15 protein-coding genes are annotated in these 16,379 nt (G+C 64.8%); 12 read left to right on the plus strand and 3 right to left on the minus strand.

The window, feature by feature from the left end:
* Positions 1-11 precede the first annotated feature (11 nt).
* The 5 genes from ACPPVV_RS03160 to ACPPVV_RS03180 are packed head-to-tail and all read left to right on the plus strand — an operon-like array spanning position 12 to position 3,556.
* Entirely contained in the window at positions 12-848 is an 837-nt protein-coding gene (locus ACPPVV_RS03160) for an ABC transporter ATP-binding protein (RefSeq protein ID WP_426702028.1), read from the plus strand.
* Positions 845-1,621 carry a lipid asymmetry maintenance ABC transporter permease subunit MlaE gene (gene mlaE, locus ACPPVV_RS03165; RefSeq protein WP_426702029.1) on the plus strand — a complete coding sequence of 259 codons (777 nt, stop codon included), beginning with the start codon at positions 845-847 and terminating at the stop codon, positions 1,619-1,621. Before ACPPVV_RS03160 ends, mlaE begins: the two co-directional genes overlap by 4 nt.
* A 34-nt stretch (positions 1,622-1,655) precedes the next feature.
* Positions 1,656-2,528 carry an outer membrane lipid asymmetry maintenance protein MlaD gene (mlaD, locus tag ACPPVV_RS03170; RefSeq protein WP_426702030.1) on the plus strand — a complete coding sequence of 291 codons (873 nt, stop codon included), beginning with the start codon at positions 1,656-1,658 and terminating at the stop codon, positions 2,526-2,528.
* Between the two features lie 27 nt (positions 2,529-2,555).
* On the plus strand, positions 2,556-3,251 hold the full coding sequence (locus tag ACPPVV_RS03175) for an MlaC/ttg2D family ABC transporter substrate-binding protein (protein ID WP_426702031.1): 696 nt from the start codon (positions 2,556-2,558) through the stop codon (positions 3,249-3,251).
* Positions 3,252-3,256: 5 nt separating this feature from the next.
* A complete protein-coding gene (locus tag ACPPVV_RS03180; RefSeq protein ID WP_426703152.1) occupies positions 3,257-3,556 on the plus strand; it encodes an STAS domain-containing protein in 300 nt (99 codons plus the stop codon).
* Between the two features lie 73 nt (positions 3,557-3,629).
* Here ACPPVV_RS03180 and ACPPVV_RS03185 read toward each other — a convergent pair whose 3' ends face one another.
* Positions 3,630-4,460: an MlaA family lipoprotein gene (locus tag ACPPVV_RS03185; RefSeq protein ID WP_426702032.1), complete on the minus strand. Its 831-nt coding sequence runs from the start codon at positions 4,458-4,460 to the stop codon at positions 3,630-3,632.
* Between the two features lie 190 nt (positions 4,461-4,650).
* Here ACPPVV_RS03185 and rpoZ point away from each other — a divergent pair, with 190 nt between their 5' ends.
* From rpoZ to ACPPVV_RS03220, 7 genes are all read left to right on the plus strand, one after another.
* Positions 4,651-4,941 (plus strand): DNA-directed RNA polymerase subunit omega, encoded by a 291-nt coding sequence (gene rpoZ / locus ACPPVV_RS03190; RefSeq protein WP_007509529.1) that lies wholly within the window; start codon positions 4,651-4,653, stop codon positions 4,939-4,941.
* 126 nt (positions 4,942-5,067) lie between these two features.
* Positions 5,068-7,233, plus strand: a complete 2,166-nt coding sequence (locus ACPPVV_RS03195) for a RelA/SpoT family protein (protein ID WP_426702033.1) — start codon at positions 5,068-5,070, stop codon at positions 7,231-7,233.
* Positions 7,234-7,350: 117 nt separating this feature from the next.
* Positions 7,351-7,734 (plus strand): Rid family detoxifying hydrolase, encoded by a 384-nt coding sequence (locus ACPPVV_RS03200; RefSeq protein ID WP_426702034.1) that lies wholly within the window; start codon positions 7,351-7,353, stop codon positions 7,732-7,734.
* Between the two features lie 110 nt (positions 7,735-7,844).
* Positions 7,845-9,983 carry an ATP-dependent DNA helicase RecG gene (recG, locus tag ACPPVV_RS03205; RefSeq protein WP_426702035.1) on the plus strand — a complete coding sequence of 713 codons (2,139 nt, stop codon included), beginning with the start codon at positions 7,845-7,847 and terminating at the stop codon, positions 9,981-9,983.
* A gap of 105 nt (positions 9,984-10,088) precedes the next feature.
* Positions 10,089-11,024 (plus strand): nucleoside hydrolase, encoded by a 936-nt coding sequence (locus ACPPVV_RS03210; protein ID WP_426702036.1) that lies wholly within the window; start codon positions 10,089-10,091, stop codon positions 11,022-11,024.
* 92 nt (positions 11,025-11,116) lie between these two features.
* A complete protein-coding gene (locus tag ACPPVV_RS03215; protein WP_426702037.1) occupies positions 11,117-11,371 on the plus strand; it encodes a type B 50S ribosomal protein L31 in 255 nt (84 codons plus the stop codon).
* Positions 11,372-11,646: 275 nt separating this feature from the next.
* Complete coding sequence (locus ACPPVV_RS03220; protein WP_426702038.1) at positions 11,647-12,942, plus strand: citrate synthase; 1,296 nt, start codon at positions 11,647-11,649, stop codon at positions 12,940-12,942.
* An 89-nt stretch (positions 12,943-13,031) separates the two neighbouring features.
* On the opposite strand, the gene ACPPVV_RS03225 is transcribed toward ACPPVV_RS03220, so the two are convergent.
* Together ACPPVV_RS03225 and ACPPVV_RS03230 are read right to left on the minus strand one after the other, a co-directional pair.
* Complete coding sequence (locus tag ACPPVV_RS03225; protein ID WP_426702039.1) at positions 13,032-13,703, minus strand: hypothetical protein; 672 nt, start codon at positions 13,701-13,703, stop codon at positions 13,032-13,034.
* A gap of 62 nt (positions 13,704-13,765) precedes the next feature.
* Positions 13,766-16,288 (minus strand): penicillin-binding protein 1A, encoded by a 2,523-nt coding sequence (locus tag ACPPVV_RS03230; RefSeq protein ID WP_426702040.1) that lies wholly within the window; start codon positions 16,286-16,288, stop codon positions 13,766-13,768.
* Positions 16,289-16,379 lie beyond the last annotated feature (91 nt).

Below are 16,379 nucleotides of genomic sequence, written 5' to 3' on the forward strand. Positions count from 1 at the left end.
CCGAAGCCTCCATGACCCCAGTTGTCCGACCACCGCCTGACGATCCCACCCTGGTGCGGATCCGTGGCCTGACCACGGTGCTCAACGGCAAGACCATCTTCGACGCGCTGGATCTGGATATCCCGCGCGGCAAGGTCACCGCGATCATGGGCCCCAGCGGCACCGGCAAGACGACCCTGCTCAAGCACATCACCGGGCAGATGCACGCCGACGCCGGCACCATCCTTGTCAACGGCGGGGATGTGGCAGGAATGTCGCGCGAGCAGTTGTACAAGTTGCGCGAAGGCATCGGTTACCTGTTCCAGAACTCCGCCTTGCTGACCGATTTCGACGTATTCGAGAACGTGGCGTTTCCGCTGCGTCAGCACACGAAATTGCCCGAAGTGCTGATCCGCAACCTGGTGCTGCTGAAGCTGCAGGCCGTGGGCCTGCGCGGCGCCGCACGGTTGATGCCGAACGAACTCTCCGGCGGCATGGCGCGGCGCGTGGCGCTGGCGCGGGCCATCGTGTTCGATCCGATGCTGATCCTGTACGACGAGCCCTTCGTGGGACTCGATCCGGTGGCGCTGAACCAGGTGCTGAAGCTGATCCGCACGCTCAATGAAACCCTGGGCATCACCAGTGTGCTGGTGGCGCACGAAATCGAAGCGGTCAAGCGCATTGCCGACCACGTGTTCCTGATTGCCAACGGCAAGGTGGTGGCGCAGGGCGACCCGAAGACCATCGCCAACGACGGCTCGCCGTGGACGCGACAGTTCTTCGGCGGCGAGGCGGACGGCCCGGTGCCGTTCCAATACCCGGCCGACGATTACGCCGAGGCGCTGGGCTTTGTCGGAGCGGTGAAATGAGCGCGCGCGAACCGCAACGCAACAATGTAGTGACCCAGTCGCTGGCGCAGATCGGGGCCAGCGGGCTGTTCTTGTTGACCCTGCTGGCGGCGATCCCGCGCAGCATGCGTTACTACCGCGAGACGATCCGCCAGTTGTGGTTCGTCGGCGCGATGAGCCTGACCATCATCATGGTCTGCGGCCTGTTCGTCGGCATGGTGTTGATGCTGCAGCTGTACCACGTGCTGTCGATCTTTGGCGGTACCTCGGCCAGCGGCATGGTGGTGGCGCTGTCGGTCTATCGCGAACTGGGTCCGGTGGTCACCGCGCTGCTGTTCGCCGGTCGTGCCGGCACCTCGATCACCGCCGAGATCGGACTGATGCGCGCCACCGACCAGATCGACGCGATGGAGATGATGGCGGTCGACCCGATTGCCTACGTCGCCACGCCGCGTTTCCTGGCTGGCCTGATCGCGATGCCGCTGCTGTGCTGCGTGTTCTGCGCCATGGCCGTGTTCGGCGGCCACCTGGTCGGCGTGACCTGGCTCGGCATTGACAATGGCACGTTCTGGTCGAACATGACCGCGGTGGTGGATGTGCGCACCGACATCGTCAACGGCGTGCTGCTCAAGAGCCTGGCGTTCGGTGCGGTGGTGTCGTTGATCGCCGTGTTCCAGGGCTTCACCACGCCGCCGACCAGCGAGGGCGTGGCCTACGCCACCACCCGCACCGTGGTCGCTTCGTCGATCGCGATCCTGGCGCTGGACTTCGTCCTTACCGCTTTCCTGATGTGACTGCCATGACCCATTGTTTTTCGAGGATTCTGCCGTGAGCCAACAGAGAAGTTCGTATGCCGTCGGCACCGGCCTGTTCATCGTGCTCGGCTTCGCCGCGCTGGCCTACCTGGCGACCCAGACCAGCTCCGTGGCAAACGTGCATCAGGGCGACAGCTATGCCGTCGAGGCCCAGTTCACCAACATCGGCCAGCTGAAGGAGCGTGCACCGGTGAAGATCGCCGGCGTGCGTGTGGGCCAGGTGCAGTCGATCACGCTGAAACCGGGCCGTGACGTGGCCGACGTGAAGCTGTCGATCGACAAGAGCTACGACAAGATTCCGCAGGATTCGGTGGCGACGATCTTCACCAGCGGCCTGCTCGGCGACCAGTACGTGGGCATCCAGTACGGCAGCGCGAAGCAGGCCGTGGCGGCTGGCGGCACGCTGGCGCGGACCAAGTCGACCCAGCCGCTGGAGGAAATGCTGAGCAAGTTCTTCGGCGGCGGTGGCGTCGTCGACAACGTCAGCGGCAGCTACACGGTGAAAGCGGGTTTCGGCAATGTCGGCTCGCTCTCGGCCGGTGCGCCGGTGAAGATGGCCGGTGTGGTGATCGGCAGCGTGCAGTCGGTGCATGCCGATCCGGTCAAGTTGAACGCCGATGTGGTGCTGTCGATCGACAAGCGCTACAACGCGATTCCCGACGATTCGGCCGCTGCGGTGTTCACCAGCGGTTTGATCGGCACTCAGTATGTTGCGATCCAGCCCGGCGGCTCGCCGGACGTGCTCAAGGAAGGCGACGAGATGATCCTGACCCAGTCCGCGATGCAGCTGGAGGACCTGATCGGCAAGTTCCTGGTCAATGGTTCGCCTTCAGACAAGAAGGATGCCGGCAACGGCAAATCCGATACCCCCGCCGGCAAGCCATAAGCCGGCTTCCCCTTCAAGGAGTTCTCCATGTTGCGCAGACTGGCTCTTGTCACCGCCGTCGCATTCGGCATCATCGTCGTCGCTCCGGCGGCGTTTGCCCTGGGTGCCGCCCAGGACGCTGCACCGGCTGCCGCATCCGCGTCTGCCCTGCAGACCCCGGCGCAGGTCGTGCAGAGCATCGCCGACCAGCTCGCCACGGCCATCGAAGGTCATCGCGACGAGTTGAAGCACAACCAGGAAAAGCTCATCAGCGTCATCGATGAGGTGTTCCTGCCGCACTTCGATCTCGACTACGCCTCGATCCTGGTTCTCGGCCAGCACGCCCGCGAGGCCACTCCGGCGCAGCGCGAGCGCTTCGCCAAGGCGTTCTACAACTCGATCACCCATCGTTACGCCGAAGGCCTGCTGAATTACACGCGCGGCCGGGTCAAGGTGCTGCCGTTCAGTGGCGACCTCAACGACAAGCGCACCGTGGTACGCACCCAGGTGGTGCTGGACGACGGCAAGCTGGTCTCGATCGACTATGCCTTCCGCAAGAGCCGCAGTGGCGACTGGAAAGCCTATGACGTGATGATCGAGGGCATCTCCTACGTCACCAATTACCGCAACCAGGTGGACGCGGAGATTCGCAAGGTCGGCATCGACAAGTTGATCGCGAACCTGGAAACCCAGGGCTCGAAGGCGTTGGAAACGATGGCCAAGGACAACAAGGACACACCGTGACCGAGATGGCTGGAAGCGGCTTTCAGCTGGACACGGCTACACCGGCCACGCTGGGCGTGAGCGGTGAACTGAGCTTCGGAACCGCGGCAGCGGCGTTGCAGGCGATCGGATCCGCGCTGGCGCGTGGCGGCGTGGAGCGGCTCGACCTGTCCGGGGTCAGCCGCAGCGACAGCGCCGGGCTCGCCTGCGTGCTGGCGGTGACTGCCGATGCGGCGCGGCGCCGGCAGCCACTGCAGATCGTCCACATGCCGGCCGGCATGCAGGCGCTGGCACAGGTCTGCGAGGTGGATCGTCTGGTTGCCTGATCCGCCAGGGTCATGGCTAACGAAAAGAGGCCGTTCGGCCCCTTTTTTGTGTTCGCGATCCGTAACGAAAGACCTAGGGTTTCTGGGTCGCCTGGTCCGGATGCTTGGTTTCCCACTGGTGCTGCTGGTCCAGCAACTGTTCCGGATCGAAATTCTGCTCGTCCAGACCCTGCATCTGCTGGATCACCCCGACCGGCGGGTTGCCGTCGTAGATCTTGTACAGACGCTGCTGCCGGTACGCGTCACGGATGAATACGTAGGGGTCGTAGGCGGATTGCAGAAAGCCTTCCGCATCGATGGCGCGCGAGCGGATGGTCACCAGGTACATCGCCTGCGGCAGGTATTGCAGGCCGTGGTAGTGGTGGTTGTTGGCAAACAGGTTGAGTGGATCGAAGAAATAGCTGTCCACCGGCCGCTGCCAGATATCGCGAACGGTGCTGGGGCCGAGAAGCGGCAGCATCAGGTAGTCGCCTTCCGGAGCACCCCAGCGCGCCAGGGTGACGCCAAAGTCGTTGTCCTCCAGCGGCAGGCCGAGCTGGCTGGCCGGGTCGAAGAATCCGCCGATACCCAGGGTCAGGTTGACCAGGAACCGGCCGGTGCTCTGCAGCGCCTGCTTCGGGCGCGCCTGCAGCAGATCGTTGGCGACGGTGATCGGCATGCGGATATTGGTGAAGAAGTCGCTGAACGAGCGGCGCACCGGCGGATTGGTCACCCTGCGGTAACCCAGGGCGACCGGGCGGATCACTGCCTTGTCCACCGCATCGTTGAATTTGTAGGCGCCGCGGTTGTATTTCTCCAGCGGATCGTCGGTGCGCGGTTTGGCGATCGTGCAGCCGGCCAGCAACGCCAACGCAAGCACGGGTAACCAGCGGCCCAATAGGGGGAATCGAAGCTGTGAGGACATCGTGCAGGGGGTTCGCGTCGAGGAAACGGTATAATTGTACTGTCTGGTTTTATATCTTGCACGGCTTTCGGCGCGCTTTCGCCGTACTTTGGCCAGCCCGCCATCATACGCGCCGGCCGCATTGCCAGCAAAGCGGCTGCTGGCTACACTGTCAGACCATATAAGTCATTTTATTCTTTGAGGATTTCGCATGGCACGTATCACCGTGGAGGACTGCCTCGAGGTAGTCGACAACCGTTTCGAACTGGTGTTGATGGCGACCAAGCGCGCACGCCAGCTGGAAAAGGGTGCCGAGCCGGCGGTCAATCCCGATCACGACAAGCCGACCGTGCTGGCGCTGCGCGAGATCGCCGCCCGCCGCATCGACCAGGCCACCATCGACCAGATCGACAAGGCCGAGCGCGAGCGCGCCGAGCGCGAGGCGCTGGAATGGGCTGCCGCCGAGGTTGACGACGACCTGTCCAAGGGCGGCGACGACTGATGGACGGCGGCTGCTGTAGAACGCACGTCGGCCACACCGGCAAGCCCGGTGTGATGGCTATCGTGCGTCCGGCAGTCGCTGGTGGTTCCTGCCGCGAGGTGGGCGCCTGAGTCGGCGCTCTTCCCGATGACCGCGGCCATGCATCTCGCTCCGGTCGACTTGTCCGCGTTGCCGCCGTATGTGCTGGCGTTGAAAGAGCGCATTGCCTATCTGCCCGAGGCGCAAGTCGAACGCGTGCTGCGTGCCTTCCTGATCGGCGCGCAGGCGCATGCCGGGCAGGAGCGCAAGAGCGGCGAGCCGTACATCACGCACCCGGTGGCGGTGGCCGGCATCCTTGCCGAACTGGGGCTGGACGCCGAGACCATCATCGCGGCGATTCTTCACGACACCCTCGAAGACACCGAGCTCAGCCGCGAAGCGCTGGCTGAGGAGTTCGGGGAAGTCGTGGCCGAGCTGGTCGATGGCGTCACCAAGCTGGACAAGATGCGTTTTGGCAGCCGCCAGGAAGCGGACGCGGAAAGTTTCCGCAAGATGCTGCTGGCGATGGCGCGCGATATCCGGGTGATCCTGATCAAGCTGGCCGACCGGCTGCACAACATGCGCACGCTGGGCGCCAAGGATGCCGGCTCGCGCCGCCGCATCGCCCGCGAAACGCTGGAGATCTTCGCGCCGATCGCGCAGCGCCTTGGCATGAACAAATTCAAGGCGGAGTTGCAGGACCTCGGCTTTCGCGCGTTGTATCCGGACCGTTACCGGGTGATCAGCGAGCGCATCCGCGCCGCGATCGGCAACCGCCGCGAAGCGATGGGCAAGATCGAGACGGCGTTGGCCGCGCGGCTGGCCAGCGACCATCTGGCGGCTCACGTGGTCGGCCGGATCAAATCGCCGTGGAGCATCTATTCGAAGATGCACGGCGAGCACAAGAGCTTCACGCAGCTGATGGACGTCTATGGATTCCGCGTCGTCGTCGACAGCGCGATGAGCTGCTACATGGCGCTCGGCATGGTGCATGCGCTGTACAAGCCGGTCGATCGCCGCTTCAAGGATTTCATCGCGATTCCCAAGGCGAACGGCTACCAGTCGTTGCATACGGTGCTGCTGGGGCCGTTCGGTGCGCCGATCGAAGTGCAGATCCGCACCGCCGAGATGGATTCGGTGGCCGAACGCGGGGTCGCCGCGCACTGGGCCTACAAGACCGACAGCGGTCCGGCCAACAGCGCGCAGGCGCGGGCGCGCGAATGGCTGTCCTCGCTGGTCGACAGCTCGGCGAATACCGTTTCGTCGTCGGAATTCATCGAGAACGTCAAGATCGACCTGTTCCCCGATGAGGTCTATCTGTTCACCCCGCGAGGTCACATTCTTTCGTTGCCGCGCAATGCCACGGCGCTGGACTTTGCCTACGCCGTGCACACCGACGTGGGCGACCACGCGGTCGCCGCGCGCGTCGACAAGAAACTGCTGCCGCTGCGCACGAAACTCGAATCGGGCCAGCTGGTGGAAATCATCACGGCGCCGTCGGCGGTGCCGAATCCGGCCTGGCTGGAAGTGGTCGTCACCGGCAAGGCGCGCACCGCGATTCGCCAATACCTGAAGCACCTGCAGCACGAGGATGCGGTCGACTTCGGCCATCGCATGCTCGACCGCGCACTGGATGCCCAGGGCAGCAGCCTCGACGGCATTCCACCAGCGGTGCTGGACCGGTTCCTGGAAACCTCCAAGCTCAAGCGGCTGGAGGAATTGCTGTCCGATATCGCGCTGGGCAACCGCATGCCCGATGTGGTGGCCAGCCAGTTGCTGGCATCGCGAGGCAAGAAGGCCGGCAAGCTGCCGGTATCGCAGCATGCGCACGAGAAGATCCGCATCACCGGCGCCGAACGCGGCGTGCTCAGCTTCGCCAATTGCTGCCATCCGTTGCCTGGCGACGACATCGTCGGCTACCTGTCCTCGGGCAAGGGCATCGTGGTGCACCGCGAGGAATGCCCGAACGTGATCGAGTTGCGCAAGTCGCCCGAGCGCTGCGTGGCGATCGAGTGGGACCGCAACGTGCAGGGCGACTACCATGCCGAACTGCGCATCGAGGTGATCAATCGCCCCGGCGTGCTGGCCACCGTGGCCGCCGCGATCGCCGCGGCGGACTCGAACATCGAGAACGTGGAATACGTCGAGCGCGACTCCGCCGCTGCAACCCTGTTGTTCGCGATGGAAGTGAAAAGCCGCAAGCATCTGGCCGACGTGATCCGCCGCGTGCGTCGCACCGGTGTGGTGAGCGGGGCATACCGCTACCCGTTGTGAGCCGGGCCTGGGCATGCAGAGCCGGAAATGGTTCAGTGTCCCGGCACGACGAAAGTATGCATACGGCTGATGGCGCGATAACCTTCGATTCCCCATTCCCGAGTCCGAGGAAATTTCATGCCCCGCAGCATCATTGCCACTGAACAGGCTCCGGCCGCGATCGGCCCGTATTCGCAGGCGGTACGCGCTGGTGACACGGTCTATTTCTCCGGTCAGATTCCACTGGACCCGGCCACTGGCGCGCTGGTTGAAGGCGACGTCACGGTGCAGACGCGACGCGTGTTCGACAACCTTTCCGCCGTGGCCGCCGCGGCTGGCGGTTCGCTGGCGCAGATCGTGCGCGTCGGCATCTATGTCACCGACCTGGCGAACTTCGCCGCGGTCAATGCGGTGATGGCCGAGTACTTCCAGCAGCCTTACCCGGCGCGTTCCACCATCGAGGTCTCCGGTCTGCCGAAGGCCGCGCAGGTTGAAGTCGACGCGGTGATGGTGCTGGGCTGATCGGTTTCATCCGACAGGCCTGAACTGATCGTCTCGCGCGGCCTGCGCCGACACGCGTTGCCGGTTAACGGCTTACGACAAAACACGATGCTCGGTTAGGCTTGCAGGTCATGGCCGCCCGCACCGTTCGTCCCGTCCCCGCCCCAGGCGCCGACCCCGGCCTCACGCCGGTCGGCGCGCTGCCCGGCGTCGGTCCGGCACTGGCCGCATCGCTGGCCCGGCTTGGGCTGGAGCGGGTGCAGGATCTCTGGTTCCACCTGCCCCTGCGTTACGAGGACAAGACCCGAATCACCGCGATCGCCGACCTGCGAGTGGGTGATCGAGCGCAGGTCGAAGGCGTGGTCGAGGCGGTCGAGCGCGGGTTCCGCTATCGCCCGCAGTTGAAGGTGGCGATGGGCGATGACAGCCGGCAAACCCTGCTGCTGCGCTTCTTCCATTTCAATCGGGCGCAGGCCGAGCAGTTGCTGCCGGGCACGCGATTGCTTTGCTACGGCGAAGTGCGCCACGGCGCACAAGGCCTGGAAATGGTGCATCCGAACTATCAGCGCCTGAGCGGGAGCGAGGCGGCGACCGTCGATGATTTGCTCAGCCCGATCTATCCGACTACCGAAGGGTTGGGGCCGAAGCGGCTGGCCGGGGTGATCGGCAAGGCGCTGGCGCTGCTGCCACCGGCCGCGCAACTGGAGCTGATTCCACCCGAGCTGTGCGACCGGCACGGCCTTACCTCGTTGCGTGACGCGCTGCTTTATGTGCACCGGCCGCCTCCCGACGCCCACCTGGGCCAGCTCATGCTCGGTCGGCATCCGGCGCAACAACGGCTGGCGTTCGAGGAATTGCTCACCCAGCACCTCAGCCTGAAGCGCATGCGCGCGGCGGTGCGTCGCCGGCGTGCGCCGAAGCTGGGTGGCGATGGTGAATTGCGTCGGCAGCTGCTGGGCGGACTGCCGTTCCAGCTGACCGGCGCACAGCAGCGGGTTACCGTCGAAGTCGCGCGCGATCTGACCAAAACCAAGCCGATGTTGCGTCTGGTGCAGGGCGACGTCGGCAGCGGCAAGACCGTGGTCGCGGCGTGGGCGGCACTGGCTGCGGTCGAGGCGGGTTATCAGGTGGCGTTGGTGGCGCCGACCGAATTGCTGGCCGAACAGCACCTGCGCAATTTCCGGCACTGGCTGCAGCCACTCGGCATCGAGGTCGAATGGCTGGCCGGCAAGGTCACCGGCAAGGCGCGCCAGCAGGCACTGGCACGAGTGGCGGGTGGTGCGCCGGTGGTGATCGGGACACATGCCTTGATGCAGGAAGGCGTGGCGTTTGCGCGGCTCGGCCTGGTGATCGTCGACGAGCAACACCGCTTCGGTGTGCAACAACGGCTGGCGCTGAGGGACAAGGGCCTGATTCGCGCCGAGCCGCGCGGGCCTGAGGGCGAACGGGTGCCGCACCAGCTGGTGCTGACGGCCACGCCGATCCCGCGCACGCTGGCGATGAGCGCGTATGCCGATCTGGACGTGTCGTCGATCGATGAATTACCGCCCGGCCGCATGCCGGTGCAAACCATCGCGATTTCCAACGCGCGGCGGGTCGAGGTGATCGAGCGCATCCACGCTGCTTGCGGGGAGGGGCGCCAGGTGTATTGGGTGTGCACGCTGATCGAGGAGTCCGAGCAACTGCGTGCACAGGCGGCCGAGGTGGCGCACGCCGAGTTGTCCGCCGCGTTGGCCGGCTTCAAGGTCGGCCTGATCCACGGCCGCATGAAGCCGAAGGAAAAACAGACGGTGATGGATGCGTTCAAGGCCGGCGAACTGGCCGTGCTGGTGGCGACCACGGTGATCGAGGTAGGCGTCGACGTGCCGAACGCCAGCCTGATGGTGATCGAGAACAGCGAGCGGCTCGGACTGGCGCAACTGCACCAATTGCGTGGCCGGGTCGGCCGTGGCGCCGTGGCGTCCAACTGCGTGTTGCTGTACCAGCCCCCGCTGGGCCAGCTGGCGCGCGAGCGGCTGCAGGTGATGCGCGATACCAATGACGGTTTCCGCATTGCCGAAAAGGACCTGGAACTGCGCGGCCCGGGCGAAGTGCTCGGCACCCGCCAGACCGGCCAGCTCAGCTTCCGCATCGCCGACCTCACCCGCGACGCCCACCTGCTACCGGCGGTGCAGCAGGTCGGTGGACTCATGCTGGCGGAACATCCGCGCCAAACCGAACAACTGATCGAACGCTGGATCGGCGGTGCCGCACGGTTTGTGCATGCGTGAAGCGAGACAGGGAGGGCGGCGTCGGAGCGGCTTCGTTTTCGTTCCCTGTTCCCCGCCCTGTGTTCCCTTTAAGCTGTTGCGCTGACCTCAACCTGCCCGTACCCCATGACCAGACCGCAACTCCTGATCGATACCGACCCGGGTGTCGACGACGCCCTGGCGATCCTGATGGCCTACGCCCATGCCGACGTCGCCGGGCTCAGCATCGCCGCCGGCAACGTGGGGTTGACCCATACCGTGCGCAACGCGCGCGTCCTGGTCGACCTGGTGGGTGCGGCCACGCCGGTGTTCGCCGGCTGCGCCACGCCGCTGGTGCGGGCACCGGCAGAGGATGCCGCGTTCGTGCACGGACAGGATGGCTTCGGCGACATCGGTTTCCCCGAGCCGGTCGCACCGCTGGCCGACGAGGCGGCGGCGCTGGCGCTGCTGCGGCTGACCCGTGAGCGGCCGGGCGAGCTGACCCTGGTGGCGTTGGGTCCGCTGACCAATCTGGCGCTGGCGTTGCGGCTCGATCCCACGTTGCCCGCGCGGGTGGCGCGGCTGGTGGTGATGGGTGGCGCGGTCACCGGGCACGGCAACACCGGCAACGTGCCGGCGGAATTCAATATCGGTTTTGACCCGGAGGCGGCACACGTCGTTTTCGAGGCGTTCCCGTCGTTCGACCTGGTCGATTGGGAAGCCACCTTGCGGCATGCCTTCGACGATGCGGAGTTCGACAGCTGGCTGGCGAACGGTGACCAGCGCGCGGAGTTCTTCGGCCGGATCGTGATGACCGCACGCCGCTACAACGCGACGCACGAGCGCAGCGGCCTGGTCGCCGCCGACGCGTTGGCGATGGCGGTGGCGCTGGACCCCTCGATCGTCACCCGCAGCGAGACCCGGGCGGTGGCGATCGAGCTGGACGGCCGGTTGACCCGTGGCGCCACCGTGGTCGACTGGGCGGCCCGCCTGGGTCGCCCGGCGCAGGCGAACATCGTGCTGGACGTGGATCAGCCCCGCTTTGCCGCCATGGTGCGGCGTGCCTTGGGCGCGCAGGGTTGATCGCATGCGGCGTCCGGCCGGCCGCGGACTTGCGGCGGCTGCGGGTTCCTCGTTACAATGCCGCTCTTTTCACCACCGCTTTAGAGTCTGTCATGAAGCCTGATATCCATCCGAACTACACCCCGGTGGTGTTCCAGGACCTGTCCTCCGACTTCGCGTTCCTGACCAAGTCGACCATGTCCAGCAAGGAAACCATCAAGTGGGAAGACGGCAATGAGTACCCGCTGATCAAGGTGGATATCTCCAGCCATTCGCACCCGTTCTACACCGGCAAGCAGAAGACGCTGGACGTCGGCGGTCGCGTCGACAAGTTCCGTCGCCGCTATGCGGGCTCCGTCAAAGAGTAATGACGGCAGCGGCCATCGCCTTGCGATGACCGGAAAGATCCGAATCCAGACACGGGGCGAGCGCAGGCTTGCCCCGTGTTTTTTCGTGCCCGGGCATCGACCATTCGCCATCGAATGTCGAGGGAGCCTTGTGCGATAATGGTGAGTGAGTAGACGCCAGAAGCGTCTGTCGCGTCGCATGTTGTCCCCGCCATGCGATGCCCGTATTCCCTCGCCGGATGCCGCTGCACTCGTGTGGCCGCAGTCGGTGGTGACCCACATGTAAGGAGGTTTCCGTGTCCGATCCCAAGATCGTCAAGCTGGTGGATGAGTCGAGCAACCGCAGCAGTGAATTGCCGCTGATCAATGGCACGCTCGGCCCGGCGTGCATCGACATCGGCACGCTGTACAAGGACACCGGCCACTTCACCTACGACCCCGGCTACGGCAGCACCGCCAGCACCAAGAGCGCGATCACCTATATCGATGGCGACCAGGGCGTGCTGCTGTATCGCGGCTATCCGATCGAGCAGCTGGCGGCGAACTCCAGCTTCCTCGAAGTGGCTTACCTCCTGCTCAATGGCGAGCTGCCCAAGCCGGAGGAATTCAAGACTTTCGAGCACGACGTCTCGCATCACACGATGATGCACGAGTCGCTGAAGAACTTCTTTCAGGGCTTCCATCACGACGCACACCCGATGGCGATGCTGGCCGCGGCGGTGGCTTCGTTGTCGGCGTTCTACCACGACGACCTCAGCGTGGACGATCCGGCCGACCGCAAGCTGGCCGCGATCCGCCTGATCGCCAAGATGCCGACCATTGCCGCTGCCTGCTACCGCTACTCGGTGGGCTGGCCGCTGCGCTATCCGCGCAACAACCTGGAATACGTCGACCGCTTCCTGCACATGATGTTCGAGGTGCCGAGCGAGCCGCTGCAAATGAACCCGGTCGCCGCCAAGGCGCTGGACTTGCTGTTCATCCTGCACGCCGACCACGAGCAGAACGCCTCTACCTCGACCGTGCGTCTGGTCGGCTCCACCGGCGCCAATCCGTACGCATCGATTGCCGCCGGCATCACCGCGTTGTGGGGCCCCGCGCATGGCGGCGCCAACGAGGCGGTGCTCAAGCAGCTGGAAGAGATCGGCACGCCGGACAACGTCGAGTCGGCGATCCTGCGCGCCAAGGACAAGAACGACAGCTTCCGCCTGATGGGTTTCGGCCATCGCGTGTACAAGAACTTCGACCCGCGCGCCAAGATCATCCGCGAGATGTGCCACAAGGTGCTGGCCGAACTGGGCGTCAACGATCCGCTGCTGGACGTGGCGATGAAGCTGGAAGAGGCGGCGCTGAAGGACGACTATTTCGTCGAGCGCAAGCTGTATCCGAACGTCGATTTCTATTCCGGCATCATCTACAAGGCGCTGGGCATCCCGACCGAGATGTTCACCGTGATGTTCGCGATCGCGCGCACTTCCGGCTGGATTGCCCATTGGATCGAACAGCATGAAACGCCCGGGTCGCGGATCGGGCGCCCGCGCCAGATCTACACCGGTTCGGACGTGCGCGATTACGTGCCGACCGCCAAGCGCTGATCACATCGCTTTGCACTGGTGCGACAAAAATGCCCCGGCTTCGACCGGGGCATTTTCATGTGGCCGGGATGGCCTGATACGACAAAGCTTCAGCGCAATGCCGCGCTCAGGCGTTGCTCGAAGCCATCGTTGTCATCCTCGTCCAGCAGGATTTCCACCTGGGCCAGCGAAGCGCGGCGCATCGGCCGGTCGTCGGCGCGGTCCAGTGGCGCCTGACGCAACGCATCGCGCGGCAGCACGGTGAGGTCGAACGGCAGTTCGTCGGCGGCGAACAGCAATACCGGGTACTCGGGTTGCTCCTCGCGGCCGTACCGCAATCGGCGCACCTGGTTTTCGACCGGCACGCCCTGTTCGCGCAGGTACAGCCCGACCGCATCCGGGTCATCGCTGAACACATGCAGGCACACCGCCGAATGCGCATCGGCGGTCCCTTCGAGCACGGCACCGACCAGCCGCGGCTCGAAGGGCGTGAGGAAACGCATGGCTTCCATGGCGGCTTCGCGCCGTTGCCGCAACAACTGCGGCTGGCTGTCGGCCTGAAACAGGCGCTGGTGTTCACGCAGCGCCTGTTCGATTTCAAGATTGCGTGGCAGCGACTGCGTGTCCAGGATACCGAGCCGCTCGGCAGCCTTCAGTTTGGCATGGTGGAAGTCGCGGATGCCGTGTTCGCTCATCAGCCGCGCGGCTTCCTGGGCGACGCGCAAGCGGTTGCGCTGCAACCGGTCATGCGCGTGGATGCGGTGGTGTTCGCCTCGGGACATGGCGCACTCCTCATCGGTCGGTCGTTGCAACAGGGCGAAATCGCTCGCCCTTGCTGGGCGGTTCAGAAGATGTCGTAGGCGCGTTGCTCATCCTGCTCTTTCTGCTGGGCAGCCTGATTGCGCAGGCGATCGACATCCTCCACCTTGAACATCTCGTTCATGCCGTCCGGATCGCCAGCCGCCGTCGGCAGGCCATTCTGGCGGTTGATCAGTACCGTACTGATTCCCGGCGGCATCGGCAACGTGCTCAGTGGCAGGTCCTTCAGCGCGGCACCCATGTAACTCATCCAGATCGGCAGCGCGGCTTTGGCGCCGAATTCACCATGGCCCAGCGAGTTGTAGTTGTCGAAGCCCACCCATACCGCGGTCGACAGGTCGCCGTTGAAGCCGACGAACCAGGCGTCGCGATGGTCGTTGGTGGATCCGGTCTTGCCGGCCAGGTCGGCGCGATCCAGAGCCTTGGCGGCAAAGCCGGTACCGCGCAGGATCACGTCCTTCATCAGTGAGACCATCAGGTAGTCGTTGCGCGCCTCGATTACCTGCGGGGCGAGCACTGGCGGCGCATTCTCGCCATGCGCATCGGCCGGAAGCACGGCTTCGCCGACGCCGTCGACGCTGCTGGACTCCGCCGGATCCGCGCTGGCGCCGACCAGGTTGTTGGCCGGTGCCTTGTTGGTTTCTGCTGGCGGCGGACCGGGCGGCCGGGTATCGAGCAGGCGCTCCTGGCAGTTGCGGCAGGCGCGGGCAGGGTTGGCCACGTACACCGGCTTGCCGTTGCGGTCGTCGATCTCGTGGATGAAATACGGCGTGACCAGGTAACCGCCATTGGCGAACACCGCATAACCGCGGGCCATGCTCATCGGTGATACCGACGCGGTACCCAAGGCCATCGACAGGTTGGCCGGGATCGCGTCGAGCGAAAAGCCGAAGCGGGTGGCGTAGTCGCGGATGAAGCGCACGCCGACGGCGTCGAGCAGGCGTACGGACACCAGGTTCTTCGACTGCACCAGGGCTTCGCGCAGGCGCATCGGTCCGGCGAACTTGTTGTCATCGTTGGACGGTGTCCAGATGCCGTTCGGCTTGGACGGATCGGGCAGCGCCAGCGGCGCGTCGTTGATGATCGAGGCCGGGGTGAAGCCGCGCTCGAATGCGCCGGAATACAAATAGGGTTTGAAGCTTGAGCCGGGCTGGCGCGCCGCCATCACGGCACGGTTGAACTTGCTGCGCACGAAGTTGAAGCCGCCGACCAGGGCCTGGATCGAGCCGTCTTCCGGGCTGATCGACGTCAGTGCCGCCTGTGCGGCAGGAATCTGCGCCAACTCCCATTCACCCTTGTCGTTGTGCGCCAGCCGGACGATGTCACCGCGCTTGAGTACCGCATCGACCCGCGTCGGCGTGGCTCCCACGCGGTCGTCATTGATATGTGGGCGAGCCCAGCTCATCGCGGCGAGGTCGAGCTTGACACTTTCCTGGCTGGACAGATAAACCGTCGCCTGCGAGGCATCGCTGGCGGTGACCACGCCGGGCTGCATGCCGGAAACACTGGTGTAGCTGGAGAGCAGGTTGTCGAACTCCGCGTCGTCCGCGTTGGCCGGCAGGTCCTGGTGGGCCTCGGGGCCGCGCCAGCCATGGCGGTGGTCATACACGATCAGTCCATCGCGTACGGCATCCACGGCGTTCTGCTGGCGACCGCTCTGCACCGTGGTTTTCACCACATAGCCTTCGGTGAGCGCGTCATTGCCGAAACGGTCGAGCACCTGTCGCCGCACCATTTCCGCCAGATAGGGGGCATCCACCTCGACGGCCTGCTCGTGCGGGTAGGCGTGGTTCGGCTCGGCGATCGACTGCTCGTAAACCGGCTTGGTGATGTAGCCATGCTTCAGCATTTCGCTCAGCACCCAGTTACGCCGGGCGATCGCCCGCTTGGGGCTGTTGATCGGATTGACCGCCGAGGGCAGCTGGAACGTGGAGGCGATCAGCGCGCATTCGGCCACGCTCAGCTGGTCCAGCGTCTTGCCGTAGTAGTACTCCGCCGCGGCTGCCACGCCGTAGGAGCGATGACCGAGGAACATCTTGTTGAGGTATAGCTCAAGGATCTGGTCCTTGTTGAGTTCATGCTCGATGCGCAGCGCGATGAAGATCTCGGTGAGCTTGCGCGAGTACAGTTTTTCCGGACTCAGGAAGAAGTTGCGGGCGACCTGCTGGGTGATCGTCGAGCCGCCGGAACCCTTGTCGCCGCCGGTCACGATGACGTGCCAGCCGGCGCGGGCGATGCCGTGCCAGTCCACGCCGGGATGGCTGTAGAAATCCGCATCCTCGGCGGAGAGCACGGCGTGCTTGAGTCGGTCCGGCACCGCGGAGATCGTCACAGGAATGCGCCGCGTTTCGCCGAAACTGGCGATCAGTTTGCCGTCGGCACTCAGGACCCGCAGGGGCACCTGCATGTGGTAGTCCTTGAGCTCCGCGACATTGGGAAGCCGGGGAGCTATCAGCCAGTAAGCCACGCCAACCGCAATGACTGCCAAGAGCAAACCGGTAAAAGCCAGGATCAAAGCCCAGCGCAACAAACGTTTGAAAATTAGCATGGCGTGGAGATAGCGAGACCTGAGTCAAAACATGTCAGAGTATAGATGTAGCAGTATTGATCGCATGAGGCGTGGTCCTCCAAAGCAAGGG

It is taken from the genome of Rhodanobacter sp. Col0626 (assembly GCF_049994385.1).
GTDB lineage: Bacteria > Pseudomonadota > Gammaproteobacteria > Xanthomonadales > Rhodanobacteraceae > Rhodanobacter.